The 24,572-nt window shown below is 67.4% G+C and carries 19 protein-coding genes; 9 read left to right on the top strand and 10 right to left on the bottom strand.

What is annotated here, in order from left to right:
- The 5 genes from WA983_RS12130 to WA983_RS12110 form a co-directional block, all read right to left on the bottom strand.
- Complete coding sequence (locus WA983_RS12130) at positions 1 to 1,122, bottom strand: hypothetical protein (RefSeq protein WP_424250064.1); 1,122 nt, start codon at positions 1,120 to 1,122, stop codon at positions 1 to 3.
- 114 nt (positions 1,123 to 1,236) lie between these two features.
- Entirely contained in the window at positions 1,237 to 2,163 is a 927-nt protein-coding gene (locus WA983_RS12125; protein ID WP_424312098.1) for a patatin-like phospholipase family protein, read from the bottom strand.
- A 209-nt stretch (positions 2,164 to 2,372) separates the two neighbouring features.
- A complete protein-coding gene (locus WA983_RS12120; protein ID WP_424312097.1) occupies positions 2,373 to 3,158 on the bottom strand; it encodes an alpha/beta hydrolase in 786 nt (261 codons plus the stop codon).
- A 142-nt stretch (positions 3,159 to 3,300) separates the two neighbouring features.
- A complete protein-coding gene (gene ssb, locus WA983_RS12115) occupies positions 3,301 to 3,786 on the bottom strand; it encodes a single-stranded DNA-binding protein (protein WP_424250123.1) in 486 nt (161 codons plus the stop codon).
- A 134-nt stretch (positions 3,787 to 3,920) separates the two neighbouring features.
- The gene (locus WA983_RS12110) at positions 3,921 to 5,117 is read right to left on the bottom strand and encodes an MFS transporter (protein WP_424250121.1); all 1,197 of its coding nucleotides are present in this window, start codon (positions 5,115 to 5,117) and stop codon (positions 3,921 to 3,923) included.
- 149 nt (positions 5,118 to 5,266) lie between these two features.
- On the opposite strand from WA983_RS12110, the gene uvrA reads away from it, so the two are divergent.
- The gene (gene uvrA, locus WA983_RS12105) at positions 5,267 to 8,125 is read left to right on the top strand and encodes an excinuclease ABC subunit UvrA (protein WP_424312126.1); all 2,859 of its coding nucleotides are present in this window, start codon (positions 5,267 to 5,269) and stop codon (positions 8,123 to 8,125) included.
- A gap of 16 nt (positions 8,126 to 8,141) precedes the next feature.
- On the opposite strand, the gene WA983_RS12100 is transcribed toward uvrA, so the two are convergent.
- The gene (locus WA983_RS12100) at positions 8,142 to 10,868 is read right to left on the bottom strand and encodes a diguanylate cyclase (protein ID WP_424250544.1); all 2,727 of its coding nucleotides are present in this window, start codon (positions 10,866 to 10,868) and stop codon (positions 8,142 to 8,144) included.
- A 134-nt stretch (positions 10,869 to 11,002) separates the two neighbouring features.
- Here WA983_RS12100 and WA983_RS12095 point away from each other — a divergent pair, with 134 nt between their 5' ends.
- The 5 genes from WA983_RS12095 (at position 11,003) to WA983_RS12075 (ending at position 16,180) form a co-directional block, all read left to right on the top strand.
- On the top strand, positions 11,003 to 11,686 hold the full coding sequence (locus WA983_RS12095) for a response regulator (RefSeq protein WP_424250542.1): 684 nt from the start codon (positions 11,003 to 11,005) through the stop codon (positions 11,684 to 11,686).
- The gene (locus WA983_RS12090; RefSeq protein WP_424250540.1) at positions 11,670 to 13,100 is read left to right on the top strand and encodes a sensor histidine kinase; all 1,431 of its coding nucleotides are present in this window, start codon (positions 11,670 to 11,672) and stop codon (positions 13,098 to 13,100) included. The genes WA983_RS12095 and WA983_RS12090 overlap by 17 nt, the downstream gene beginning before the upstream one ends.
- A gap of 91 nt (positions 13,101 to 13,191) precedes the next feature.
- On the top strand, positions 13,192 to 14,172 hold the full coding sequence (locus WA983_RS12085) for a Bug family tripartite tricarboxylate transporter substrate binding protein (RefSeq protein WP_424250538.1): 981 nt from the start codon (positions 13,192 to 13,194) through the stop codon (positions 14,170 to 14,172).
- Between the two features lie 20 nt (positions 14,173 to 14,192).
- A complete protein-coding gene (locus WA983_RS12080) occupies positions 14,193 to 14,630 on the top strand; it encodes a tripartite tricarboxylate transporter TctB family protein (RefSeq protein ID WP_424250537.1) in 438 nt (145 codons plus the stop codon).
- Entirely contained in the window at positions 14,627 to 16,180 is a 1,554-nt protein-coding gene (locus WA983_RS12075) for a tripartite tricarboxylate transporter permease (protein ID WP_424250536.1), read from the top strand. The genes WA983_RS12080 and WA983_RS12075 overlap by 4 nt, the downstream gene beginning before the upstream one ends.
- 42 nt (positions 16,181 to 16,222) lie before the next feature.
- Here the strand turns inward: WA983_RS12075 and WA983_RS12070 are convergent, their stop codons facing one another.
- From WA983_RS12070 to WA983_RS12055, 4 genes are read right to left on the bottom strand one after another with little or no spacing between them, the layout of a single operon-like run.
- Positions 16,223 to 17,587 (bottom strand): CoA transferase, encoded by a 1,365-nt coding sequence (locus tag WA983_RS12070; RefSeq protein ID WP_424250534.1) that lies wholly within the window; start codon positions 17,585 to 17,587, stop codon positions 16,223 to 16,225.
- A 3-nt stretch (positions 17,588 to 17,590) separates the two neighbouring features.
- Positions 17,591 to 18,727 carry a deoxyguanosinetriphosphate triphosphohydrolase gene (locus tag WA983_RS12065; protein WP_424312096.1) on the bottom strand — a complete coding sequence of 379 codons (1,137 nt, stop codon included), beginning with the start codon at positions 18,725 to 18,727 and terminating at the stop codon, positions 17,591 to 17,593.
- A 54-nt stretch (positions 18,728 to 18,781) separates the two neighbouring features.
- Positions 18,782 to 19,864 (bottom strand): 3-dehydroquinate synthase, encoded by a 1,083-nt coding sequence (aroB, locus tag WA983_RS12060; RefSeq protein ID WP_424248314.1) that lies wholly within the window; start codon positions 19,862 to 19,864, stop codon positions 18,782 to 18,784.
- A 6-nt stretch (positions 19,865 to 19,870) separates the two neighbouring features.
- On the bottom strand, positions 19,871 to 20,458 hold the full coding sequence (locus tag WA983_RS12055) for a shikimate kinase (protein ID WP_424248320.1): 588 nt from the start codon (positions 20,456 to 20,458) through the stop codon (positions 19,871 to 19,873).
- Between the two features lie 159 nt (positions 20,459 to 20,617).
- Here WA983_RS12055 and WA983_RS12050 point away from each other — a divergent pair, with 159 nt between their 5' ends.
- Genes WA983_RS12050 through lysA form a run of 3 tightly spaced genes read left to right on the top strand, consistent with a single transcriptional unit; the run spans position 20,618 to position 24,551 of the window.
- The gene (locus WA983_RS12050; RefSeq protein ID WP_424248312.1) at positions 20,618 to 23,074 is read left to right on the top strand and encodes a penicillin-binding protein 1A; all 2,457 of its coding nucleotides are present in this window, start codon (positions 20,618 to 20,620) and stop codon (positions 23,072 to 23,074) included.
- Positions 23,074 to 23,271, top strand: a complete 198-nt coding sequence (gene lptM, locus WA983_RS12045; RefSeq protein WP_424312095.1) for an LPS translocon maturation chaperone LptM — start codon at positions 23,074 to 23,076, stop codon at positions 23,269 to 23,271. The genes WA983_RS12050 and lptM overlap by 1 nt, the downstream gene beginning before the upstream one ends.
- Before the next feature lie 8 nt (positions 23,272 to 23,279).
- Entirely contained in the window at positions 23,280 to 24,551 is a 1,272-nt protein-coding gene (gene lysA, locus WA983_RS12040) for a diaminopimelate decarboxylase (RefSeq protein WP_424248308.1), read from the top strand.
- The last annotated feature ends 21 nt before the right edge of the window (positions 24,552 to 24,572 follow it).

Below are 24,572 nucleotides of genomic sequence, written 5' to 3'. Positions count from 1 at the left end.
TCAGGCCGTGGCGGCCAGACTGGGCAACCCCAGGTCCCAGGTGCCGGACAACAGGCTGCGCAGCGCCTCGCGCGAAGCGTCGATGCAGCCGCCCTCGGCATACACGCCGCCCGGATCGCGCAGGCGCATCATGCGCGCCAGGATGCGGGCCGTCACCGCCGGATCAGCCAGAGACTCGGCCACCCGGGCCTCGACCACCGTCTCATCGATCCACGGGCGGGTGCCGTCCCGGCGCAGGCCGTCGCGCCAGTGGTAGAGCTCCACGCACTTCGACACCAGGGTATAGGGTTGTCCGGGTTTCCAGAAGTTCGTGAACCGGCCCGATCCCAGATAGAACACCCAGGACCCCTCGTAGCCCTCGACCTCGGCCGAAGCGGCGTCCGGATTGCGGAACCACAGCCGGTCGCCCGGGACGTAATAGCGGGGCGGCAGCGGCGCCTGCAGCGATCCGTATTCCCGCAGGAACACGTCGTGGAAGGCGCCCGACTGGATCGCCTTCGTGCGCCATTGGCACTGCAGCGCCCCGAGCGCGGCAGGGTGGCTCTCGGCCAGTTCCTGGGCCAAAGCCAGCAAGAGCACATATTCCGTCGCCCGATAACATGAAAAGGAAAACAGTTGGCCCGACAGATCCGGCCAGAGGGTGCGCTCCAGCGAAGGGATCAGTTCGTAGCCGGGCTTCAGAACGAAACCGGTCGCCTCGGTCCAGGACCAGCATTCGGGCCGCTCGGCCTGTTCGGTGTCGAAGGCCAGCACGGTACGCCGGGCCGCCTGGACGATGCGGCGACGCACACGCACAGCGGCGGCCAGTTCGCCCGCGCTCGGGAACTCGAACTGCAGCGGCGAGCACAGCAAGGCGACGAAGATCTCTTTTTCCAGATCGGCGTCGTGCGCGTCCGGGTCCAGCGCCAGGGTTTGCGCGATCTGCGTCGTGTCGCCGTCAGGCATCCAGCGCCGCGCTGCGTCCCGGGCCAGGCGCAGGTCCCGATACGCGCCGAGGGCGTCGATCCCATGTGTTTCCTCGACGGCGCCGGCCCAGCGATCGTCGGACAGCCAGGCCGACAGGCTCTCAACTCCCGCACCCGCCAAGGGGCCCCGGATACGCACACCCGCAATCGCATTCACGGTGCCCGCCTTCGCTCGATAGGGAAAAACAACATGCTAAAGAGAAGCGGACGGAGCGGTCGTAACCGATCGCTACCGGACGCGGGCGCTGTCGGAACTGCGGCGCCCGGAAGCTTACGGAGCCTTGCCGACCACATGCCGCAGTTCCGGCAGCGCCCGTCGCGCAGCCTGTTCGCCCTCATCGATCGCGGCGGCGGCGCGGTGATAGTCCATCAGGGCGAAATCCGCCAGCCGAGGCCGGATCAGCACATCCGCCGGCTCCCCCGCGAGGCGGCTGCGCGTAATGCGCACCTGCATGATGTTCAAGCTCATGCCCAGTACATCGAAGATCGACGGCATGCCGGGCGGCGCATCCGGCGCGCCGCCCTTGCTGCCACCGAAGCCCAGTGGCAGCCTGCTCAGCATCGAGACGAGCGCGCCGGATGGTGGCGTCCCGGACGCCTTGGGTTCCGCCGGCGGCGCTTCCACTTCGGAATGCCGCCCGATCAAGTCGGCATTCAGATCCACTGCGATGACGAGGTCCGCCCCCATCGCGCGGCACAGGGATACGGGCACCGGATTCACCAGGGCGCCGTCGACCAGCAGACGGCCCTCGCGCCGCGCAGGCGTGAACAGGCCCGGCAGGGCGGCGGAGGCACGTACAGCATCGATGATGGAACCCTCGCGCAGCCAGACCTCGCGCCCCGAAACCAGTTCAGTGGCGACCGCCCCGTAGGCCTTGGGCAGGCTGTCGATCGTCTTGTCGTCCAGATGCGAACGCAGAAAGGAAAACAGCCTCTCGCCAGGGATCAGTCCGCCGCTGACGGTGAAATCCAGCAGGCCCACGACACTCTGCCAGGTCAGCCCCCGCACCCAGGTCTCGAGCTTTTCCAGTTGCCCGTCCGCGTAGGCCGCGCCAACCAGCGCGCCGATCGACGTCCCGCACACGATGTCCGGTGCAATGCCGGCCGACTCCAGGATGCGGATGACGCCGATGTGCGACCAGCCACGCGCCGAGCCGCTGCCGAGAGCCAGTCCAATCCGAGGGCGGGATGTGCTCATTCTAAAAAAGTTGTGTACACAACATCACCTTCTGGAAGCGCTTGTATGTCGGCGCTTTGTCTTTGCTGCCCATAGAGCACTTGTTGTAAGCACGTCCAGCCGTCAAATTGCGGCACGCCGCCAAGCCAACCGGCATGACGTTGAGGTTGTTGATGTTTGCCTCGGCGTGGCTGGCGCTGTGTGTCGACCGCCCCGACCCCCGAGCCCTGCTACCTCGCAAGAATCCAGGCGGTGATTTGTTGAACGACATCCTGTTCGAGGCCATTGAACCCATGATAGGCGTGGGCCTTGCACGGATCCCCTGTGCTCACGCCGCCCCTGAAGGGCAACATCCGGCTCTCGGGCGCATTGCCAAACCGAGCCATCAAGGCCGGAACTTTGTCGAAAGCGCAGTACCTACAGCCATCTTTCTCATGATGCACCACCAGCACGGGCACGCGGATATCCTCCAGCGGCAGGGACGGCACGGGCTGCGACTTGTCGTCCGTGAGGATCGTCGCGGTGAGAACGATCCCATCCGGGCCTTCGGGGCCGGTCAGCTTGGTGGCCAGGTAGGCGACTGACTGAGTGCCACGGCTGGTTCCGACGAGCCAGATGGGAATCTTTGCGATGCCGCGTATCCACGCGATGGTGGCTTTGACATCAGCGGCGTGCGCTGGTGTCTGTCGAAAACCCGCAAGAAAAGGCGGAGCCTGCCGGTCTGATGGAGCGTCGAGGACCGCGACCAGGAGCCCTCGATCCGCGAACGTCCGCCGCGTCCGGACGAGAAAGTTATCGTCCCCCCATTTCATGGAACCGTTCCCGGTAACCTGCAAGCCGCCATGGCCGCCCGGGAACAGTATCACCGCAGCCTTCGGGTCGGGCGGCGAGAGCACGAGTATTCGCTGTGTGACCCCGGGCCTCGTGGGAATGTCGGTCACTTGCTGGCCGATCTGAGCCCAGGCATAGGGCTGCATCCCAAGCAACACCGCAAAAAAGAAAATGAGCCTGCCCATATCGAATCTCCAGAAGTCTCCTCAGAGTTTCTTCTTCTATTCCACGGCCCTCCTTGATCTATCGCAAGAAAAAACCGTCCGCACCGATGGCGCAGCGCGGGGGTCTCAAGGCAATACTTTACATTCTGGTCTCAGGTGTATCTCAGAACGGAATGTCGTCGTCCATATCGCCCAGGTTGCTGGCCGGAGCCGTCGCCGGGGCGGCGGGACGCGATTGCTGCTGTTGCGGCGCGCGTCGGGCCGGCGGCTGGGAGAATCCGCCCGCGTCACCACCGCCCATCTCGCCACCTTCACGACCGCCCAGCATCTGCATCTGGTCGGCGACGATCTCGGTGCTGTAGCGATCAGCGCCGCTTTCCTTGTCCTGCCACTTGCGGGTCTTCAGGCGACCCTCGACGTAGACCGAACGGCCTTTCTTCAGGTATTCGCCGGCGATTTCAGCCAGGCGGTTGTAGAACACCACGCGGTGCCATTCGGTTTCTTCGCGGCGCTCGCCCGAAGCCTTGTCCTTCCATTGGGACGTGGTGGCGATGGACACGTTGCAGATGGCGGCGCCGTCCGGGCTGTAGCGGACTTCGGGGTCGCGCCCCAGGTTGCCGACGAGGATGACTTTGTTGACGGAGGCCATGGTGGAAAATCCTGTAGTTGAACGATGTGGCTGCCATTATCGGGGACGATGATCGCACATGCCGCATCGAAATGCGCCAAATGATCATTATCGCCCAGGCGGGTTTTCCACTACAAGCGGGGGCCGCCCACAGATCAACGCACGGGCTTGGCCCCGCGCGCCGTGTACAGCCAGACCGCCGCCAGCATGGCGCCGGTCCAGAACACCATGGAAGTGCCGCCACTGCGTGCCAAAATGCCCCCCAGCACGCCGCCGGCGAATACGCCCAGGGACTGGGCGGTGTTGTAGAACCCCAGCGCCAGACCCTTGTAGGCGGGCGGCGCCACGCGCGACACCAGCGAGGGCTGCAGGGCTTCCAGGATGTTGAAGGCAACGAAAAAGAGGACGAAGGCCACCACCACCAGCCAGAATGAATTCGTCAGCCAGGGCAGCGCGCCCAGCACCACGGCCAGGCCCAGCACCGCCCATTCGAGCGCAGGCTTGTGGGCCTTGCGCGTTTCGGTATAGAAGACGGCCGGCACCATCAGGACGAAAGACGCCAGGATCACGGGCAGATAGACCTGCCACAGACTGGCGGAATCGTAGCCCCCCAGGCGGCTGAGCAGACCGGGCGCCACCATGAACAGCGACATCAGGATGAAATGCAGGCAGAAGACGCCAAAGTTCAGACGCAGCAGATCGCGGTGACCCAGCACGTCATGCGCCGTGGCCTGGACGATGTCGGCCTCGGAGCGCGGCACGTCCGGCACGAAGAACATGGCGATCAGCAGACAGACGAACCCTAACAGGCTGATGGCCCAGAACAGCCCCGACAGGCCGAATTCGCCCACCAGCAAAGGCGAGAGCACCAGCGACAGGGCGAAGGAAATGCCGATGGAGCCGCCCACCATGGCCATGGCGCGCGTACGGACTTCGGGGCGGGTGGCGTCGGCGATCCAGGCGGTGATGGCGGCCGATACGGCCCCCAGCCCCTGGACCACGCGCCCGACCGTCACCCAGTCCACGTCATCGGTCAGGGCGCAGATCACCCCGCCGACCACGAACAGCAACATGCCGAACACGATCACGGGGCGGCGCCCATAACGGTCGGACGCCATGCCCAGCGGGATCTGCATGATCGCCTGGGTCAGGCCATACGCCCCCAGGGCCAGCCCCACCCGCGCCGGATCGTCGCCCCCGGCCAGGGTACGCGCCGCCACGGCGAAGATCGGCGTCAGCAGGAACAGACCCAGCATTCGCGCGGCGAACAAGGTCGCCAGGGCGATGCTGCTGCGCCTTTCCAGGGGAGTCAGCCGGAGCGCGGGCGAACGCGGACGGGAGGATGCGGACATGGAGAGAGCCAAAAGAGGGGGAAGCTGCGCGTTATAGTATCAAGTTGGCCTTTGAAAAACCTGAACTCCCCCAGAATCCCTCTGGGTAAGCCGCATGCGAGTCCGGGCACCCAGGACGCATGAACGAACCAGCCACGAAGCCCACCAGTATGGACGCCATCAGCATCCGAGGCGCGCGCACCCACAATCTGAAGAACATCTCGGTCGATCTGCCCCGGCGCAAATTGGTTGTGCTCACCGGTCTGTCCGGGTCGGGGAAATCGTCCCTGGCCTTCGACACCCTGTATGCCGAAGGCCAGCGCCGCTACGTCGAAAGCCTGTCGGCCTACGCGCGGCAGTTCCTGCAGATGATGGACAAGCCCGACGTGGACGTGATCACCGGCCTGTCGCCTGCCATCGCCATCGAGCAGAAGACCGCCGGCCACAACCCGCGCTCGACCGTGGGCACGGTCACGGAGATCCATGACTATCTGCGCCTGCTGTACGCCCGGGTCGGCACGCCCTATTGCCCGGATCACGACCTGCCGCTGCGCGCGCAAAGCGTCAGCCAGATGGTGGACCAGATCCTGTCGCGCCCCGAGGACAGCCGCGTGGCCATCCTGGCCCCGGTGGCCCGCGCCCGCCAGGACGACCTGACGGCCGAATGCCGCCGCCTGCAGGCGCTGGGCTTCATCCGGGTCCGCGTCAACGGTGTCATCCAGTCGCTGGACGGCGGTACGCCCCCGGCCACGCCGGATGGCCCCTGGGACCTGGATGTGGTCGTCGACCGTCTGCGTGTGCGCCCCGACAGTCGCCAGCGCCTGGCCGAAAGCTTCGAGACCGCGCTGGAACTGGCGCAGGGCCGCGCCCTGGCGCTGGATATGGACACGGACCAGGAGCAGGCGTTTTCCGCCGCCTACGCCTGCCCGGTCTGCGCGCGCGGCATGGGCGCGCTGGAGCCGCGCCTGTTCAGCTTCAACAACCCGGCCGGCGCCTGCCCGACCTGCAACGGCCTGGGCCAGGTGGAGTCCTTCGACCCGACGCGTGTCGTCGCCTTTCCCGAACTGAGTCTGGCCGCGGGTGCCATCCACGGCTGGGACCGCCGCAACGCCTTCAGCTACGCCATGATGGCCAGCCTGGCGCAGCACTACGGTTTCGACCTGGACGCGCCCTTCCAGGCGCTGGACCCGGCCGTGCGGCAACAGATCCTGCACGGCTCCGGCGACCAGGAGATCGCCTTCCAGTACCTGGGCGAGGGCGGCGTGCCCACCCTGCGGCGCCACCCCTTCGAAGGCGTCGTCCCCAATCTGGAACGACGCTGGCGCGAGACGCATTCCAACGCCGTGCGCGAGGAACTGGGCCGGCTGCGCCACCTGACTCTCTGCCCGGAATGCCGGGGCGCGCGCCTGTGTTCCGAGGCCCGCAACGTGCTCATCGGCCAGGACCCCGGCCCCGGCGAACGGCGCGGCCGCGCCCTGTATGACATCGAATCCCTGGCGCTGGCCGATTGCCGGCAATGGTTCCAGGACTGGGCGCCGGACGGTGCCCGGCGCGAGGTCGCCGACCGCATCATCCAGGAAATCCGCGCCCGGCTGGACTTCCTGGTCAACGTGGGCCTGGGCTACCTGTCTCTGGACCGGGGCGCCGACACCCTGTCCGGCGGCGAGGCCCAGCGCATCCGCCTGGCCAGCCAGATCGGTTCGGGCCTGACCGGGGTGATGTACGTGCTCGACGAGCCGTCGATCGGCCTGCACCAGCGCGACAACCACCGCCTGATCGAGACCCTGCGACAACTGCGCGACCTGGGCAACAGCGTGATCGTGGTCGAGCACGACGAGGACATGATCCGCGCCGCCGACCACGTGCTGGACATGGGTCCGGGCGCGGGTGAGCAGGGTGGCTGCGTGATCGCCCAAGGCACCCCGGCGGAGATCATGACCCAGCCCCAGTCGCTGACCGGCCAGTACCTGGCCGGCATCCGGCAGATCGTCATCCCGGAACGTCGGCCGATCGGCCCGGACCAGGCCTGGCTGCGTGCCCTGGGATGCCGGGGGCACAATCTGCAAGCCGTCGATCTGGCTATCCCGGTGGGCCGCCTGACCTGCATCACCGGCGTTTCGGGATCGGGCAAGTCCACCCTGATCAACGACACCCTGGTGGCGGCCCTGGCCCAGGCGCTGAACCGCGCCCAGACCGACCCCGCCCCGCATGACCGCATCGAGGGCCTGGACGCCTTCGACAAGATCATCAGCGTCGACCAGAACCCCATCGGCCGCACGCCGCGCAGCAACCCGGCGACCTACACGGGCCTGTTCACGCCCATCCGCGAGCTGTACGCGGGCGTGCCGGAAGCCCGCCTGCGCGGCTACGACCCGGGCCGCTTTTCCTTCAACGTCAAGGGCGGGCGCTGCGAAGCCTGCCAGGGCGACGGCGTGGTGCGCGTGGAAATGCACTTCCTGCCCGACATGTACGTGCCCTGCGAAGTCTGCGAGGGTCACCGCTACAACCGCGAAACCCTGGACATCCGCTACCGGGGCCTGTCCATCAGCGAGGTCCTGGACCTGACAGTGGCCCAGGCGCTGGATCTGTTCCAGGCGGTGCCCGCCGTGGCCCGCAGGTTGCAAACCCTGATGGACGTCGGTCTGTCCTACATCCGCCTGGGCCAGAGCGCCACCACGCTGTCCGGCGGCGAGGCACAGCGCATCAAACTGTCCCAGGAGCTGTCCCGGCGCGGCTCGGAGCGCACCCTGTACGTGCTGGACGAACCCACCACCGGCCTGCACTTCCACGACATCGAGGTATTGCTGGACGTGCTGCGGCGCCTGGTGGACACAGGCAGCACCGTACTGGTGATCGAACACAATCTGGACGTGATCAAGACCGCCGACTGGATCGTGGACCTGGGTCCGGAAGGCGGCGCAGGCGGCGGCCGGATCGTCGCCCAGGGCACACCGGAAACCGTCGCCGCCGTACCCGGCAGCCACACGGGCAGATGGCTCAAGGACGTACTGGCACCGCGCGGCGCCTGACAGCCCTGCAAGTCCTTCACGCGAGCGGCGGGCCGGCCCCGTCTGCCACCACGTTCGTGCGGGCGGCCTCGACGCGGTTACGGCCCCCGACCTTGGCCCGGTAAAGCGCCGCATCGGCCCGGCCGACCAGGGCCCCGGTCCCATGAGCATCGTCCAGATCCAATTCCGCCACGCCGATGCTGATCGTGACCCGGCCCGACAGACCACGCTCATGCGTGATGGCCAGCGCCTCGATACGTTCCCGGATCCGTTCCGCCATGCCCTGCGCCGCGTCGATGTCCAGACCCGGCAGGATCACGGCGAATTCCTCGCCGCCGTAGCGTGCCGCCAGATCCCCCGGACGGCGCACGGCATCGAGCAACACCCGGGCCACCTGGCGCAACACGATGTCGCCCGCTGGATGCCCGTACTGGTCGTTGTAATACTTGAACCAGTCCACATCCAGCATCAGCAGGCTCATCGGCTGGCGGTCCCGGCGAGACCGATCGCTCTCCCGCGCCAGCACCTCGTCGAAATGGCGGCGATTCGCCAGCCCGGTCAGGCTGTCGGTCAGCGAAAGACCGACCAGACGCTGATTGGCCTCGACGAGCGCCTGCGTGCGCTCGGCCACCTGGCGCTCCAGATCCTCTGCGTGGCTGCGCTGCCGGTCGGCCATGCGATCCAGCGCACGCGCCAGGACGACGATCTCGCGCACCGGGCTACGAACCGCGGGGCCGAACCGCCCCACGTCATCGGCGAGGTCTTCGGCCCAGCGGCTGAGGGACAGCAGGGGGCGCGACAGCCACCAGGCCACCAGCAGAGCGGCCGCAACGCCCACCACCCAGAAGCCCAGGATCAACAGGCCGATGCGATTCAGCGCCCGTTCGGCCGGTTGGGCGTAGCGGCTTTCCGGCAGCGCCAGGGCAATCGTCAGGACGGGGCCGTCCGGCAGCCGGATCGACTGCCAGCGGGCCAGATACCGTCGCCCCTCGGACTCCAGGGCCTGCCGGCCCGTGCCCCGCTCCGATTGCAGGATACGGGCGCCGAGCAGACGGATTTCGGGCGTACCGCTCTGGTCCACCCGCACTCGACGAACCTGATCGCCCTCCAGGTGGTAGATCGGTTCGCCGCCGGAACTGGCCAGCAGGGCTCCATCCGATTCCGCCAGAAAGGCGATGCCGCCGATCCGGGCCGTTTCCGCGCGCAGAAAGCGGCTGATCTGGGACAGGGCCACATCGGCCGTCAGCACCCCGTCCAGGCGCCCGGCCTCGTCGCGCAAGGCGACCGACATCCCCATGCCCATGTCCTCGAACAGCCCCCCCGGGTCATGGATGGCATAGTGATAGGCCTGATACCAGCGCAGGCTGTGAGCCTGCAGGGCGGCCTGGAACCAGGGCCGGATACGAGCGTCGTAATGCGGATTGCCGATCCCTGCGGACGTGCTGGGCCGATTGTCGTCATCCACCCGGTCGATGTGCAGCGCCCCGCCCTCGCCCGGATCGGCCCGCAGGATCCGCAGGCTGTGTCCAGCACCCGCCGGAGGGCGCCCCGCCGCCAGATAGCCGCCATCGGCCGTACCGATGGACAGCAGCGTCAGCAGCGGTTGCTGACGTAATTGCAACAGGAAACTGTGCAGCAGGTCTGCCCGCCTGTCCAGGCTGATCAGTCCGCTCTTGAACAGGCCGGCGTTGAAAGTCGCGGCCGCACGTGGCGCCTCGAAAAAATCGACGACCTTGTCCCTGAGCTGATCGGCCAGTTCATCGACCTGCTGCCGTTCCAGGTCCTCGACCGCCTGAATCGAGGCCGTGAACACCAGCCAGCCTGCCAGGCCGACCATCAGCGGCATGGGTGCCAGGGTGGTGACCAGCAGCAGTGTGCGCAGGGACGCCAACCCGTCCCAGACGATGCGCCCCCCCAACCGGGGACGGCACATCCCGCGGCGATACAGCACCACCAGCAGCAGGAGCAGCGTCACGACGGCACCCACCCCCCGGATCAACCAGGCGCGCGCGGGGTCGTAGGCCAGACTCTTGGGTACCGCAGCCAGTTCCCAGGCCCCGTCCGGCAGCGTGATCGTCGCCAGGACATGGGGCTGGTCGAACAGCCCCATGTCGCCGAACAGGCCGTAGGCGGGCCGGTCGTCCTCGCGGCTGCGGATCGCCAGATCGAAGACCGCCGCCGGACCGGTCAGGCCGGCACGGTGCAAGGTATTTTCCAGGTCGACCGTCAAGGCCGTCATGCCGCGATAGACGTCTGCGCCCGCCGCGTCCGGCGCATCGAATATCGGCATCCGGAAGATCAGACCCGCGCGCCCCGTCTGCACCAGGCGGGTGGACCCGTCGATCACGGGTACGCGGTGCCTGATCATGTAGGAGATCTTGGCCATGAACTGGGGCCGCAGGCTGTAGTCCAGGCCGATGACGGGTTCGTTGCCGGCGACTGGATAGACCTGCTCGATCTGCAGTCTGCGAACGAAGACGATGCTGCGGATATCCGGCCGGGCCTGCACCATGCCGGGTGCGATCTCGTGGAACGGGCCGGCCTCGGCGCCGGGCGCGACCGCCAGCGCGGCGGCCAGGCGCCCGTTCAGACTCTGCAACGACTGCAGATCGGCCTTCAGACGGGCGGCGTGCTCGTCGAACTGCCGACGCACGTCGGCCACGAGGCGCGCCTCGCTGCGGGAGCGATCATAGCCTTCGGTGCCCAACACGGCGACGACGCCCAGGAGCAACAGCAGGATCACGACGAACAGCGTACGCTTCACCCCGGACCTCCGGCACCCAGACACCACCCCATTCCAGCAGTTTCTCATTTGATTACATTTCGCGCTACTGGGGGAAACAGCCGCTTGCCGTCCGCGCCGTGCAAACCCGCACGTCCGACTCTATGATGATCTGCATGCGCATCCTGCTGATCGAAGATGAATCCGAGCTGGCTTCGTGGCTGGCCCGCGGCCTGGCCCGCCACGGCGGGTTCATGGTCGACTGGGCCGACGACGCCGAACTGGCCGAGCGCCGTCTGGCGATCGAAGAATTCGACGCCATCATCCTCGACCTGGGCCTGCCGGGGATGGACGGCCACGAATTCCTGCGCCGCCTGCGTGGCCGCGACGACCGCTGCCCGGTACTGGTGCTGACCGCGCGCGATTCTCTGTCCGAGCGCATCGGCACGCTGCACGAAGGGGCAGACGACTTCATGCACAAACCCTTCGCCATCGAGGAACTCGAAGCCCGGCTCAACGCCCTGATTCGACGCAGCCGGGGCCGCGAACATCCACGCTGGATCCTGGGCGATCTGGTGCTGGACATCGGCAGCCAACGCTTCCTGCACGAAGACCAGGCGCTGAGCCTGTCGCCCCGGGAGTACGCGGCACTCAAGGTCCTGATGCAAAAGGCGGGCGAACCCGTCACCAAGCAGCAAATCCTGGAACGTATCAGCCCGGACGATACGGCCATCAACCTGGAGGCCATCGAGGTTCTGGTGCATCGACTGCGCAAGAAGCTGACCGGCACCGACGTGCAAATCGTCACACTGCGCGGCATGGGCTATTGCCTGGAACTGACGCATGACGCGCCCGGCTGAACGCCGGCCCGGCAGCCTCCGGTCCCTGCTGCTGTGGATCCTGGTGCCGGCGCAGATCGCAGTCCTGAGCCTGGCCCTGTGGTTTTCCAGCAGCCAACTGCATCAACAGGTCGACCTGGCCTATGACCGGTCCCTGGCGGGCGCCCTGCGCGCCATCGATCACAACATTGCCACCAACAGCGGCGGCCTGGCCGTGGAACTGCCCTACCTGATGCTCGAGTTCTTCGAGCTGACCGCCAACGACTCGGTGTATTACCGCATCCTGACCGAGGACGGCCTGGCCGACATCGGCAACCAGGATCTGCCGCTGCCCGATGCGCGCCTGCCCTCGGACGCCCCGGTGTTCTACGACCATGACTACCTGGGCACCTCGATCCGCATCGCCGCCCTGGCCCGCCCCATGACGCCGCCGCTCTACGGACAACAGAACGGCCGGGTCATCGTCATGGTGGGCGAGGACCGGAGCGGCAGGGACCAGGTCATCCGCAACCTGATGATCCGCAATATCGTGCGCGACCTGATCGAGGTCCTGGCCTCCACCGGCCTGATCGTCGTCGGCGTGCTGATCGGCCTGCGGCCGCTGACACGCCTGTATCGCAAGCTGAAAGACCGGACGCCCGACGATCTCAGCCCGATCTCCGCGCCGGAGCTCCCCCGTGAAGTCCGGCCGCTGGTGGACGCCGTCAACCAGCACGTCGCCCGACACGCCCGCCAGGCGCGCCGACAGCGCCAGTTCCTGGACGACGCCTCGCACCAATTGCGCACGCCGCTGGCGGTTCTGCACACCCAGCTGGACTACGCCTTGCGCGAATCCGATCCCGCCGAGGCACGCGCCGCTCTGCTGGCCATGCGCGGCGGCCTGGATCAGGCGCAGCGCACCGCCGAGCAGATGCTGGCGCTCGCCCGCGCCCGGGACACCGACACCCGCGACGGTCCACCACAGACCGTCGCGCTCACGCCCCTGACCCAGGACGTCATCCGCCAGCTCTACAGCCTGGCGCGCCAAAAACGGCAGACCATCGCCCTGGAGGGCGGTGAGCTCGGCGTCACGGTGATCGGAATCGAATGGCTGCTGCGCGAGGCACTCGTCAATCTGATGGACAACGCCATCAAGTACACGCCCGAGGGCGGCGCCATCACGCTGCGCATCGAACGCACGCCCGACGGCATCGCCCTGCGCGTGCGCGACACCGGCCCGGGCATGACCGAAGCCGACATCCACAAGGCGGGTCGGCGTTTTCGCCGAGGGCAGGCCGGCAAGCGCAGCCACGGCGCAGGCCTGGGTCTGGCCATCGTCCACACCATCATGCAACGGCACGGCGGCGTCCTGCACATCGAGCCCGCCCACCCCGGCGTTCAGGTCTCGCTCGTTTTCCCCGCTGATGAGGGTTTTCCCGCGAAATCGTCTTTTTGAAAGCCGGCAGAAAGCTTGGCAGGCCTAATGTGTCGCCAACGCGCGCCCGGCATGCCGTCGGCGTGCTCCCCACTGTCCGAGGAGACCTGCCATGAAATCCCGTTCCCTGTCGCTGCTGCTGGGCGGCGCCCTGCTTGCTCTGGGCCTGTCAGCCCAGGCGGCCCCGAACAAACCCGAATGCATCGCGCCGGCCAACCCCGGCGGTGGTTTCGACCTGACCTGCCGTCTGGCCCAGGAAGGCCTGAAGGCCTCCGGTGCCCTGTCCGACCCGATGCGCATCGTCTACATGCCCGGCGGGATCGGCGCCGTGGCCTATAACCACGTGATCGCCCAGAAACCGGCCGACCCCAATGCCATCGTGGCCTTCTCCGGCGGCTCCCTGCTGAACCTGGCCCAAAAGAAGTTCGGCCGATACAACGTGGACGACGTGCGTTGGCTGGCCGCCGTAGGCTCCGACTACGGCGTGGCCGTGGTGCGCGACGACTCCCCGTACAAGACCCTGAAGGATCTGATGGCGGCGTTCAAGCAGGACCCGAGCAAGATCGTGCTGGGCGCCGGCGGCACCGTCGGCAGCCAGGACTGGATGAAGGCGGCCCTGACGGCGCGCGCGGCGGGCGTGGACTACCGCAAGATGCGCTTCGTGGCCTTCGAGGGCGGCGGCGATGCGATCACCGCCCTGCGCGGCGGCCACATCCAGGCTTATATGGGCGACGCGGCCGAAGCTTTCACCATGCTCGAAGGCGGTGCTCCGATCCGCGTCCTGGCCGTGTTCAACGACCAGCGCCTGCCCGGCAAGCTGGCCTCCGTGCCCACCGCCCAGGAAGAAGGCTTCGACATCCAGTGGCCCATCATTCGCGGCTTCTACGTCGGCCCGAAGGTCTCCGACGCCGACTACCAATGGTGGGTGGACGCCTTCGACAAGACCCAGGCCGACGCGTCCTTTGCCGCCATCCGCGACAAGCAGGGCCTGTTCCCCTTCAACAAGTCGGGCGCCGAACTGGACAAGTACATCAAGGAACGCGTCGCCGACTATACCAAGCTGGCCAGTGAATTCGGCCTGATCCGTCAATAAGCCAAGCCCCGGACTCCGCCATGAGTGATCGCACCCTGGGCTTCTGCGCCCTGATCTTTGCCGGCCTGATGGCGTGGTTCGGCCACGACCTGCAGGCCCCCTTTTCCTACGAACCGGTGGGCCCGCGGGCCTTTCCGCTGCTGATTGCCCTGATCATCGCCCTGTGCGGCGCCTGGCTGATGCTCAAGCACTGGCGCGCGCGCCGCGCGGGCGAATCGATCGACTGGCCGCGCCTGCTGTTGATGGTGGTTTACATCTTCGGCTACGCCATGCTCTTTGAAACACTGGGTTTCATCGTCGCCACGGCCCTCGTCACCGTGCTCATCGGCCGCCTGTTCGGCGGCGCCTGGGGCAAGATGATCGTGGGCGGTGTCGTGATGAGCGTGCTGTTCTTCCTGCTGTTCGACCGGCTGCTGGACGTCGTGCTGCCCCTGGGTCTCCTGGAGTTCCTGTCATGAGCCAGATTCTCGACCACCTGAGCATCGGTTTCGATGTCGCCTTTTCCTGGATGAACCTGCTGGTCGCTGCTCTGGGCGCCTTCCTGGGCACCCTGGTCGGCGTGCTGCCGGGCCTGGGGCCGATCAACGGGGTGGCCATGCTCATCCCCATCGCCTACGCCCTCAACCTGCCCCCGGAAACCGCGCTGATCCTGTTGGCGGCCGTGTACGTGGGCGCCGAATACGGCGGGCGCATCAGCGCCATCCTGATCAACGTGCCGGGCGAGGCCAGCGCCATCATGACCACACTGGACGGCTATCCGCTGGCGCGCAAGGGCCTGTCCAACGTGGCCCTGTCGCTGTCGGGCTGGTCGGCCTTCTGCGGCGCGATGATCTCCACCCTCGGCGTGATCCTGCTGGCCCCCTTGCTGGCCCGCTGGGCTCTGGCCTTCGGCCCCGCCGAATACTTCGTGCTGATCGTCTTCGCCTTCTGCTGCCTGACCAGCCTGCTGGGCAACCAGCCGGTCAAGGGCACGTTGTCGGCCATGCTGGGTCTGGCGATCGCCACGGTGGGCGTGGACGCCAATTCCGGGGTCTACCGCTACACTTTCGACTCCGTCCACCTGTTCGACGGCATCGATTTCGTGGTCGTGGTGATCGCGCTGTTCGCCATCGCCGAATTGCTGGAACTGCTGGAATCTTCCGTACGCGGAGAATCCCCCGAAGTCCCGCCCAACGAGCGCAAGCTGTTCAACCTGCAGGAACTGCTGTTCACCAAATGGACCGTGCTGCGCAGCTCCATCCTGGGCTTTTTCATCGGCGTGCTGCCGGGCGCGGGCGCCAGCGTGGCTTCCGCCGTGGCCTACTCCAACGAAAAGCGCTACCAGGAAGGCCGCGACCCCGACGCCTGTTTCGGTGAAGGCGACCTGCGCGGCGTGACAGCGCCGGAAGCCGCCTCCACTGCATCGGCCGTGGGTTCTTTCGTGCCCATGCTGACCCTGGGTGTGCCAGGCTCCGGGACCACCGCCGTGATGATGGGCGCGCTGACGCTCTACAACATCACGCCCGGCCCGGTGCTGTTCGACACCAAGCCGGAACTGGTCTGGGGCCTGGTCGCCTCGCTGTTCATCGCCAACGTGCTGCTGTTCCTGATGAACATCCCCATGGTGCGGGTCTTCTCGAAAGTGCTGTCGCTGCCGAACTGGCTGCTGGTGCCCGGCATCCTGTGCATCAGCTACATCGGGGTGTACGCGATCAACGCCGGCACCTTCGACCTGACCATGGCCGCGTTCCTGGGCCTGATCGGCTACCTGCTGCGCAAGGGCGGCGTGCCCATGGCGCCGATGGTGCTGGGGGTCGTGCTGGGCGACATGATGGAACAGAACCTGCGCCGCGCGCTGTCGATCACCAACGGTGAACTGCACATCCTGTGGGATAGCCCGATCGCCCTGGGCCTGTGGATCGTCTCGCTATGCATCGTCGTCATCCCGCCCCTGATGCGCCGGCGTCACGCCCGGCGGCGCGCACAGGGCAAGGCCGTCGGCGCCGAACTCGTCGCCTCCGACGACTGACCCCCTGGCCCCGGCATCATGACCAGGCGCTCCGGCACCCGGTCACACCCAGTCCGGCGGGCCGCTGCGCAAGTCGTTCGCCGGCAGATCCCAGCCCCAGCGGGCGCCCGCCACATGGCAGGGCGCCCGCAGTCTTTGCGCGGGTCCCCAGGCGGTCGGCTCGACCGCCGGATCATAGGCCGTGTCGGGCGCTGACCCCAGAACGGAAGCGGTGTCCGGCGAAGCCGCAGGAAAGGAATCGGCGGCATCCTGCAACAACCGCGCCATCCGGGCCAGCGACACGCGCCAGCCGCCACCCAGCCCGGTTTCGCGGCGCAGGGTCAGGCCACGCAGCGCGCAGGCCGCCATCAGATAGCCTGCCGACTGGTCCAGCGCCTGGACCGGCAAGGGATCGGGCGCTGTGCCCTCACCCGCCCAAGCGATGCCTGCGCTCATCTGGACCAGGCTGTCGAACCCCCGGCGCCCCCGCCAGGGGCCGGTCCAGCCCCAGGCATCCAGACAGACGTCCACCAGGCCGGGCCGGATGAGCTGGCGGGTCCCGGCGTCCAGCCCCAGCGCATCCAGCGCGCCGGGCCGGTAACCATGAACCAGCACGTCAGCCCGGGCCAGCAGTTGCCGGAACCGGTTTCGCCCTTCGGGACGGCGCAGATCCAGGAAGGCGCAGCGCTTGCCCACGGTGACCTCAGGCACCATTCCCGGCTCGTCCCAATCCGCCGGATCCAGGCGCAGCACCTGAGCGCCATAGGCAGCCAGGAAGCGCGTTGCCGCAGGCCCGGCCAGCACGCGGGTCAGGTCCAACACGCGGATGTCTGCCAGCGGCCGCCCGGGATCCGGATCGTCCAGCCACCCGGCATCCGGCACCCCGGCCAGGCCGGCCAGGCGGTGGACGAGCGGCTCCGCCGCCACAGCGCGCCCTTGGAGATGATCGCGCCAGGCGGCGGGCGCGCGCAGTGCGGCCGCGCAGGCTCCGCCTTGCACGATGGCTTCTTCCAGCGCCTCGGCGGACCAGCCCCGGACCCGCCGGGCCACCACGTCGCGCGCCGCATCGGCCGGCAGTTCAAGTACCGCCAGAATGGCACGGCGATGGGCCGCCGCATTGGCATGCAAGCGTATCCATCCATCCCGCGTCGCGTAGTCGCCCGTGACGGCGTCGCGCACGGCCGGCCGTTCCCAGCCCAGCGGCCGGAGGCTGAAGCCGAACCACCACGAGGCCAGCGCCCGGTCGATTTCGACAGCGGGCGGCGTGGCTGACCGGACCCACTGCGCCAGCATCAGCGCGGCCGCACCGAGACTGGCACAGGCCAGGTCACTGACCGGATAGCGCGCAGCCAGACTCGCCCGACCGTGGACTTGCAGCCTGTCGGGCGACACATCCGAACCGAGTGCGGTCAGTATCTGCCGCAACATCACTCAGTCCATCCTGTAGATAGCCCTGTGCTCACGGATCGCATACCGGTCCGTCATGCCGGCGATGTAGTCGGCAATCGCACGCGCCTGGGCCACCGGGTCGTCACGCCGGTATTCGCCGGCCAGCAGCCGGGGATCGTCCTGGAAGGCGATGAACAGTTCCCGCACGATGCTGCGGGCCTTGCGGGTCATGCGCATGACCTGGAAATGCCGGTACAGGTTCTTCAGCAGGAACTGCTTCAGGGCGTCAGCCTGGGCACGCATGTCCTCGGAGAAGGCCGCCAGCGGCGGACCGGCCCGGACCTCGTCCGCTGACTGCGGCCGCAGATTGGCGATGCGGTCCGCCGTGGTGCGCGTCAGATCCTGCACCAGCGTGTTGATCATGGCGCGAATGACCTCGGACACCAGCCGCTTGGGGTCGGCGTCCGGATAATGGCGCAGCACCTGCTCGTGATGCGCAGCGAAGATGTCCAGGTGCAACAGTTGCGGCACCGTGATCAGGCCCGAGCGCAGGCCATCGTCCACATCGTGGTTGTTGTAGGCGATCTCGTCGGCCAGATTGGTCAGTTGGGCCTCCAGAGACGGTTGGGTGCCGTCCAGGAAGCGCACGCCGATCTCGCCCAGCCGCCGCGCATGGGCGCGAGAGCAATGCTTGAGGACGCCCTCGCGGGTCTCGAAGCACAGGTTCAGGCCATTGAAGGCCGCGTAGCGTTCTTCGAGCTCGTCGACCACCCGCAGGCTCTGGAGATTGTGCTCGAAGCCCCCGGCCTCGGGTGCCAGTTCGCGCAGGCAGGCGTTGAGTTCGTCCTGGCCCGCGTGGCCAAAGGGCGTATGGCCCAGGTCGTGGGCCAGGGCGATGGCTTCGGTCAAGTCCTCGTTCACGCGCAGATTGCGCGCCAGCGTGCGCGCAATCTGCGCGACCTCGATGCTGTGCGTCAGGCGGGTGCGGAACAGATCGCCTTCGTGGTTGAGAAAGACCTGGGTCTTGTATTCCAGCCGGCGAAAGGCCGAGCAATGGATGATGCGGTCACGATCGCGCTGGAAGTCGGTACGACCGGCCGGCGGCGGCTCGGGATGGCGGCGCCCCCGGGAAGCCTCCGGGCGGCAGGCGTAGGGGGCGGGATCAGTCCGGTGGGTCATGTCTCGATGCCTCCCTGGGTCAATAGGCGCGCCTGTGGGCTCGGCAGACGCGCGTCAAACGGACCGTGCTGCGTCCGGCAGCAGCGGCCGCACCTGATCGTCGGCCACCGCCCGGACCTCGGCCCGCCCCAAGGCCGGCAGCAGCACGTAGCGGATCTGTCGACCTTCGTTTTTCTTGTCCACCCGCATCAGTTCCAGCCAGCGGTCGGTGCCCAGACCAGGCGGCTCGACCGGGCAGCCGATGGCCGCCACCAGCGCCCGGATACGGTCCACGGCCCCGGCATCCAGTCCGCAGACCCGGGCGGACAGTTCCGCCGCCATGACCATGCCGCAGCCCACGGCCTCGCCATGCAGCCACTGGCCGTAGCCCAGGCCGGATTCGATGGCGTGGCCGAAAGTGTGACCGAAGTTGAGGATGGCGCGCAGGCCGGATTCGCGTTCGTCCTGGGACACGACCCAGGCCTTGAGTTCGCAGGAACGGCGCACGGCGTGCCGGATGGCCTGCTCGTCGAGCGCGCGCAGCGCATCGACGTGGGCCTCGCACCAGTCGAAGAATTCGGGATCGGCAATCATGCCGTACTTGACGATCTCGGCCAGGCCGGCGGAGATTTCCCGGGCCGGCAGCGTCGCCAGGACGCCCGGATCGATTTCCACGGCCAGGGGCTGGTAGAACGCCCCGATCATGTTCTTGCCGCGCGGATGGTTGATGGCCGTCTTGCCGCCCACGGACGAATCCACCTGGGCCAGCAGCGTCGTCGGCACCTGGACGAAGCGGATGCCGCGCATGTAGCACGAGGCCGCGAAGCCGCAGATGTCACCCACCACCCCGCCGCCCAGAGCCACCAGCACGGCCTTACGATCCAGGGCTGCCGCCAGCAGCGCATCGAAGATGCGGTCCAGGGATTCCCAGGTCTTGTATTGTTCGCCGTCGGGCAGTTCGATGATCTGCAGCGGCTTGCCGGTGATCTCCAGGGCCGCGCGCAGCCGATCGCCGTACAGGGCACCCACCGAGGTGTTGGTGACGACGGCGATCGCCGTGGCGTCGGCCGGGATGCTGTCCGCGACGGCGTCCAGCCTGCCTGCGCCGATGTGAATGGGGTAGTGCCCGCCGGGCGTCTCGACCTGGACTGTATGCATGGGTTCCTATTCCGTGAGGGGCGCCTGGACCGCCGACTGGGCGGGCAGCAGCGGCAGCAGGTTGCGCAGCACCTGGGCAACCGGTTGGTCGCCCGTGTCCAGCGTGATGGTGGCCACGCTTTCGTACAGGGGTTCGCGCTGGGCCAGCAGGTCGACGATGCGCTGACGCGGATCGTCGGCGCGCAGCAGCGGCCGGTTGCGATCCCGGGCGACGCGCCGGTAGAGCTCGTCGGCCCCGGCCCGCAGATAGACGACGCAGCCGCGCTCGCCCAGCATGCGGCGGTTTTCTTCGGCCAGCACGGCACCGCCGCCCGTCGCCACGACCAGACCGGACCGGCGCGTATATTCATCCAGCGTGGCCGTCTCGCGGCGACGAAAGCCCGCCTCGCCCTCGATGTCGAAGATGGTGGCGATACGCACCCCGCAACGCGCCTCGATGACATGATCCAGGTCGACGAATTCTCGTCCCAGCGCCGCCGCCAGCTGACGGCCGATCGTGGTCTTGCCCACCCCCATCATGCCGACCAGGAAAATCGGCCGCGCACCGCCCTGCCCCTCGGGGGGCATCCAGGTCGAATCGGCGGGGCATTCCATCGTCATGGCAGGGCATCAGGCGGTTTGTTTGCGTGTATTATCGCATCAGCAGGCGCCGCCGCCGGCGACCCGGCCGGCCTCACCCGCGCGCACATCCTGTTACACAGACCCCGTCCCCGCCCCCTGGTCCGCTCCGGCCAGGGCTTACAATCGCCTCTGATGAAATCCACCACTACCTCTTCCAAGCAGAAGGCCCCGGCGGCCCGCTCCTGGTTCACGCGGTTGGTCCTCAAGGTCATCGTGCTGTTTGCCGGCCTGGGCCTGTGCGGGGCGTTGCTCCTGAGTCTGGCGCTGGCGCTGGCATGGCCCAATCTGCCGGACCTGACGGCGATGATCGACTACCGGCCCCGCGTGCCGCTGCGGATCTACACCGCCGACAAGGTCCTGATCGGCGAATTCGGCGAAGAACGCCGCAACGTCCTGCGCTTTGACGAGATCCCGGACGTCATGAAGTCCGCCATCCTCGCGGCCGAGGACGACCGCTTCTACCAGCACGGCGGCATCGACTGGACCGGGGTGCTGCGCGCCGCCCTGGCCAACACCATCCACATGTCCAAGACACAGGGGGCCAGCACCATCACCATGCAGGTGGCGCGCAACTTCTACCTGTCGTCTGAAAAGACCTACACGCGCAAGTTCTACGAACTGCTGCTGACCTTCAAGATCGAGGCCACCCTGACCAAGGATCAGATCCTCGATCTCTATATGAACCAGATCTTTCTGGGGCACCGGGCCTATGGCTTCGCCGCCGCCAGCCGCGCCTATTTCGGCAAGCCGCTGGCCGACATCACCCCGGCCGAAGCCGCCATGCTGGCCGGCATCCCCAAGGCTCCGTCGCGCTTCAACCCGATCTCCAACTTCGAACGCGCCAAGGCGCGCCAGGCCTACGTGCTCAACCGCATGCGGTCCCTGGGCTACCTGACAGACGCCGAATACCAGCGTGCCGTGGACCAGACCATCGTGATCCGCTCGGCCGCCAACACGCCTGGCGGACGCTACGGCGTACATGGCGACTACCCGGCGGAACTGGCTCGCCAACTGCTGTACGGCGTCTACCAGGACGACATCTATTCGCGCGGCTTCAACGTCTACACCACCATCGACTCCAAGGGCCAGGAAGCCGCCTACCAGGCCGTGCGCGAGGGCATCCTCGATTACACCCGCCGCGCGCCCTACACAGGCCCCGAGGAAAACGTCGCCCTGCCCCAGGGCATCGAATCCAACCCCGAAGCGCTCAACGACCTGATCGACGAGCAGCAGGAAAAACACCCTGATAACGGCGATCTGCTCATCGGCATCGTCCTGTCGGCCAGTCCGACCGAGGTCCGGGTCGCCCGCAGCGCCAGCCAGATCATCGACATCACCGACAAGCGCGCCCTGCGCGTCGTGGCGCGCGGCCTGACCGCCAATGCCAAGGACGCCGTACGCATCCAGCGCGGCTCGGTGGTCTACGTGCACAAGACGGCGGAATACTGGGAACTGATCAACAAGCCCTCCATCCAGGCCGCCCTGGTCTCGCTGAGCGCCCAGGACGGGGCCATTCAGGCCATGGTGGGCGGCTTCGACTTCGACGAGGGCAAGTTCAACCGTGTCACCCAGGCCTGGCGCCAGCCGGGCTCGTCCTTCAAGCCCTTCATCTACGCCTCCTCGCTGGAACGCGGCCTGACGCCCGCCACGCAGATCTCGGACGAACCCTTCTCCCTGACGGCGGAACAGACGGGCTCCAAGGCCTGGAACCCCAAGAATTACGGCCGATCCTACGAGCCGATGCTCACCATGCGTCAGGGCCTGTACAAGTCCAAGAATATGGTCTCGATCCGCATCATGCAGGCCGTGGGCCCTCAATACGTGCAGGATTACGTCACTCGCTTCGGCTTCGACCGTTCGCGCCAGCCGGCCGTGCTGCCGCTGGCCCTGGGCGCCGGCAGCGTGACGCCGCTGCAGATGGCCGGCGGCTACGCGGTCTTCGCCAACGGCGGCTACCGCGTCCCGCCCTACCTGATCGACTACGTCACCGACAGCGCCGGCAAGATCATCATGCGTTCGCGGCCGACCGTGGCCGGCGACACCCTGGCACGTGTGGTCGATCCGCGCACGGTCTACGTCATGAACGACATGCTGCGCGGCGTCGCGACCTCCGGCACCGGCGCTCGCGTCCACCGCGAACTCAAGCGCAACGACATCGGCGGCAAGACCGGCACCACCAACGACTCCCAGGACGCCTGGTTTGCCGGCTTCAATCCAAAACTGGTCGCCATCGCCTGGATGGGCTTCGACCAGCCCAAATCCATGGGCCAGGGCGAAACCGGCGGCGGCGCCGCCCTGCCCATCTGGGTCGATTACATGCGCGTTGCCCTGGCGGGCCAGCCGGAAATCCCGCCCGGTCCCATGCCCAGCGGCCTGACGCGCACCGATGGCGACTTCTATTTCACCGAATTCCCGCCGGGCACGGCCATCGCCCGTGTCGGCCTGCCTGCGCCGGGCGACCCGGTGCCTGGCACGCCCGGCGACGGCCTGGACGGCATCGGCACGCTGCTAGACCAGTTGCACGGCGACTCCAATACCGACTCTGATTCCGGCGTCGCCATCCCCCAACCCGTTCGTGTGCCCTTCTGATGACACCTCATCTCCTGTTCCCGAACGCCGCGCGCCTCCTGACCGGCGCCGGCCTGGCTCTCGCACTGGCCGGCTGCGGCATGAAAGGCGATCTGCGTCTGCCCGACCCACCGCCTCCGGCTGACGCCGCGCTGGCGGTTCCGCCCTCCGTCACTCCGGCGCCCGCGCCGGACTCACGCCCTGCCTCGCAGCCCTGATGACGCCCATGACCGTAGACTCCCAGTTCCCCCTCCGGGACGGCATCCTGCATGCTGAAAACATCCCGCTGCCTGAACTCGCCGACCGCTACGGCACCCCGCTGTACGTCTATTCCCGCGCGGCGCTGCACGCCGCCTGGCACCGCTACGCGCAGGCCATCGACGGGCACGACGCGCTGATCTGCTACGGCGTCAAAGCCAACTCCAACCTGGCCGTCCTGCACGAATTCCAGCGCCTGGGCGCCGGCTTCGACATCGTCTCGGGCGGCGAACTCGAACGCATCCTGGCCGCGGGCGCCAGCCCCGACCGCGTCGTGTTCTCCGGCGTGGGCAAGCAAGGCTGGGAAATCCGCAAGGCGCTGGCCGCCGGGATCAAATGCTTCAACGTCGAATCGGCTGCCGAGCTTGAACGCCTGGCCGACATCGCCCAGGAGCTGGGCGTGCGCGCGCCGGTGTCCCTGCGCGTCAACCCCGATGTCGACGCGCGCACCCATCCCTACATCTCCACCGGCCTGAAGGAAAACAAGTTCGGTGTAGACATCCGCCGCGCGCCCGAGCTGTACCGTCAGGCCCTGCAACACCCGGGACTGGAGATCGTCGGCGTAGACTGTCACATCGGCTCTCAGATCACCCAGATCGCGCCCTATCTGGACGCGCTCGACAAGCTGCTGGACCTGATCGACACCCTGGCAGCCGACGGCATCGCCCTGCGGCACCTGGATCTGGGTGGCGGCCTGGGTATCCGCTACATCGACGAAACCCCGCCCGACCCGGCCGAACTGCTGACGCCGGTCTTCGCCACACTGGCAGCCCGAGGGCTGGACCATCTGCAGCTCATCCTGGAGCCAGGCCGCTCCCTGGTCGGCAATGCAGGTGTGCTGCTGACCCGCGTCGAATACCTCAAGCGGACCGAAGCGCGCAATTTCGCCATCGTGGACGCCGCCATGAACGACCTGATGCGCCCGGCCCTGTACGAGGCCTGGCATGGGGTCGTCCCGGTCGCCCCGCGCGCCGGCACGCCCGTCGAGACTTATGACGTCGTCGGCCCGATCTGCGAAAGCGGCGACTGGCTGGCACGCGGCCGCGCCCTGCCCCTGGAACAGGGCGACCTGCTGGCCATCCAGTCCGCAGGCGCCTATGCTTTCTCCATGTCCAGTCAATACAATACGCGCCCCCGGGCGGCGGAAGTCCTGGTGGATGGCCAGGACTCCTGGCTGATCCGCCCGCGCGAGACACTCCAGGACCTGTATGCCCAGGAGCGCATCCCCCATCGGCCCTAAACTTCTCCTGTTTCCGGACGT

It is taken from the genome of Castellaniella sp. (genome assembly GCF_049650445.1).
Classification (GTDB): domain Bacteria; phylum Pseudomonadota; class Gammaproteobacteria; order Burkholderiales; family Burkholderiaceae_B; genus Castellaniella.
The sequence above is the reverse complement of the archived record's forward strand: the minus strand, read 5'-3'. Positions and strand labels throughout refer to the sequence as shown.

Excerpts from the sequence above, each read along its gene's own strand:
- WA983_RS12050 (WP_424248312.1), top strand. The coding sequence starts at position 20,618 with ATGAAATCCACCACTACCTCTTCCAAGCAGAAGGCCCCGGCGGCCCGC.
- uvrA (WP_424312126.1), top strand. The coding sequence starts at position 5,267 with ATGGACGCCATCAGCATCCGAGGCGCGCGCACCCACAATCTGAAGAAC.
- WA983_RS12070 (WP_424250534.1), bottom strand. The coding sequence starts at position 17,587 with ATGTTGCGGCAGATACTGACCGCACTCGGTTCGGATGTGTCGCCCGAC.
- WA983_RS12120 (WP_424312097.1), bottom strand. The coding sequence starts at position 3,158 with ATGGGCAGGCTCATTTTCTTTTTTGCGGTGTTGCTTGGGATGCAGCCC.
- lysA (WP_424248308.1), top strand. The coding sequence starts at position 23,280 with ATGACCGTAGACTCCCAGTTCCCCCTCCGGGACGGCATCCTGCATGCT.
- WA983_RS12125 (WP_424312098.1), bottom strand. The coding sequence starts at position 2,163 with ATGAGCACATCCCGCCCTCGGATTGGACTGGCTCTCGGCAGCGGCTCG.
- WA983_RS12095 (WP_424250542.1), top strand. The coding sequence starts at position 11,003 with ATGCGCATCCTGCTGATCGAAGATGAATCCGAGCTGGCTTCGTGGCTG.
- WA983_RS12080 (WP_424250537.1), top strand. The coding sequence starts at position 14,193 with ATGAGTGATCGCACCCTGGGCTTCTGCGCCCTGATCTTTGCCGGCCTG.
- WA983_RS12065 (WP_424312096.1), bottom strand. The coding sequence starts at position 18,727 with ATGACCCACCGGACTGATCCCGCCCCCTACGCCTGCCGCCCGGAGGCT.
- WA983_RS12090 (WP_424250540.1), top strand. The coding sequence starts at position 11,670 with ATGACGCGCCCGGCTGAACGCCGGCCCGGCAGCCTCCGGTCCCTGCTG.
- ssb (WP_424250123.1), bottom strand. The coding sequence starts at position 3,786 with ATGGCCTCCGTCAACAAAGTCATCCTCGTCGGCAACCTGGGGCGCGAC.
- WA983_RS12075 (WP_424250536.1), top strand. The coding sequence starts at position 14,627 with ATGAGCCAGATTCTCGACCACCTGAGCATCGGTTTCGATGTCGCCTTT.
- aroB (WP_424248314.1), bottom strand. The coding sequence starts at position 19,864 with ATGCATACAGTCCAGGTCGAGACGCCCGGCGGGCACTACCCCATTCAC.
- WA983_RS12085 (WP_424250538.1), top strand. The coding sequence starts at position 13,192 with ATGAAATCCCGTTCCCTGTCGCTGCTGCTGGGCGGCGCCCTGCTTGCT.
- WA983_RS12110 (WP_424250121.1), bottom strand. The coding sequence starts at position 5,117 with ATGTCCGCATCCTCCCGTCCGCGTTCGCCCGCGCTCCGGCTGACTCCC.
- WA983_RS12055 (WP_424248320.1), bottom strand. The coding sequence starts at position 20,458 with ATGGAATGCCCCGCCGATTCGACCTGGATGCCCCCCGAGGGGCAGGGC.
- lptM (WP_424312095.1), top strand. The coding sequence starts at position 23,074 with ATGACACCTCATCTCCTGTTCCCGAACGCCGCGCGCCTCCTGACCGGC.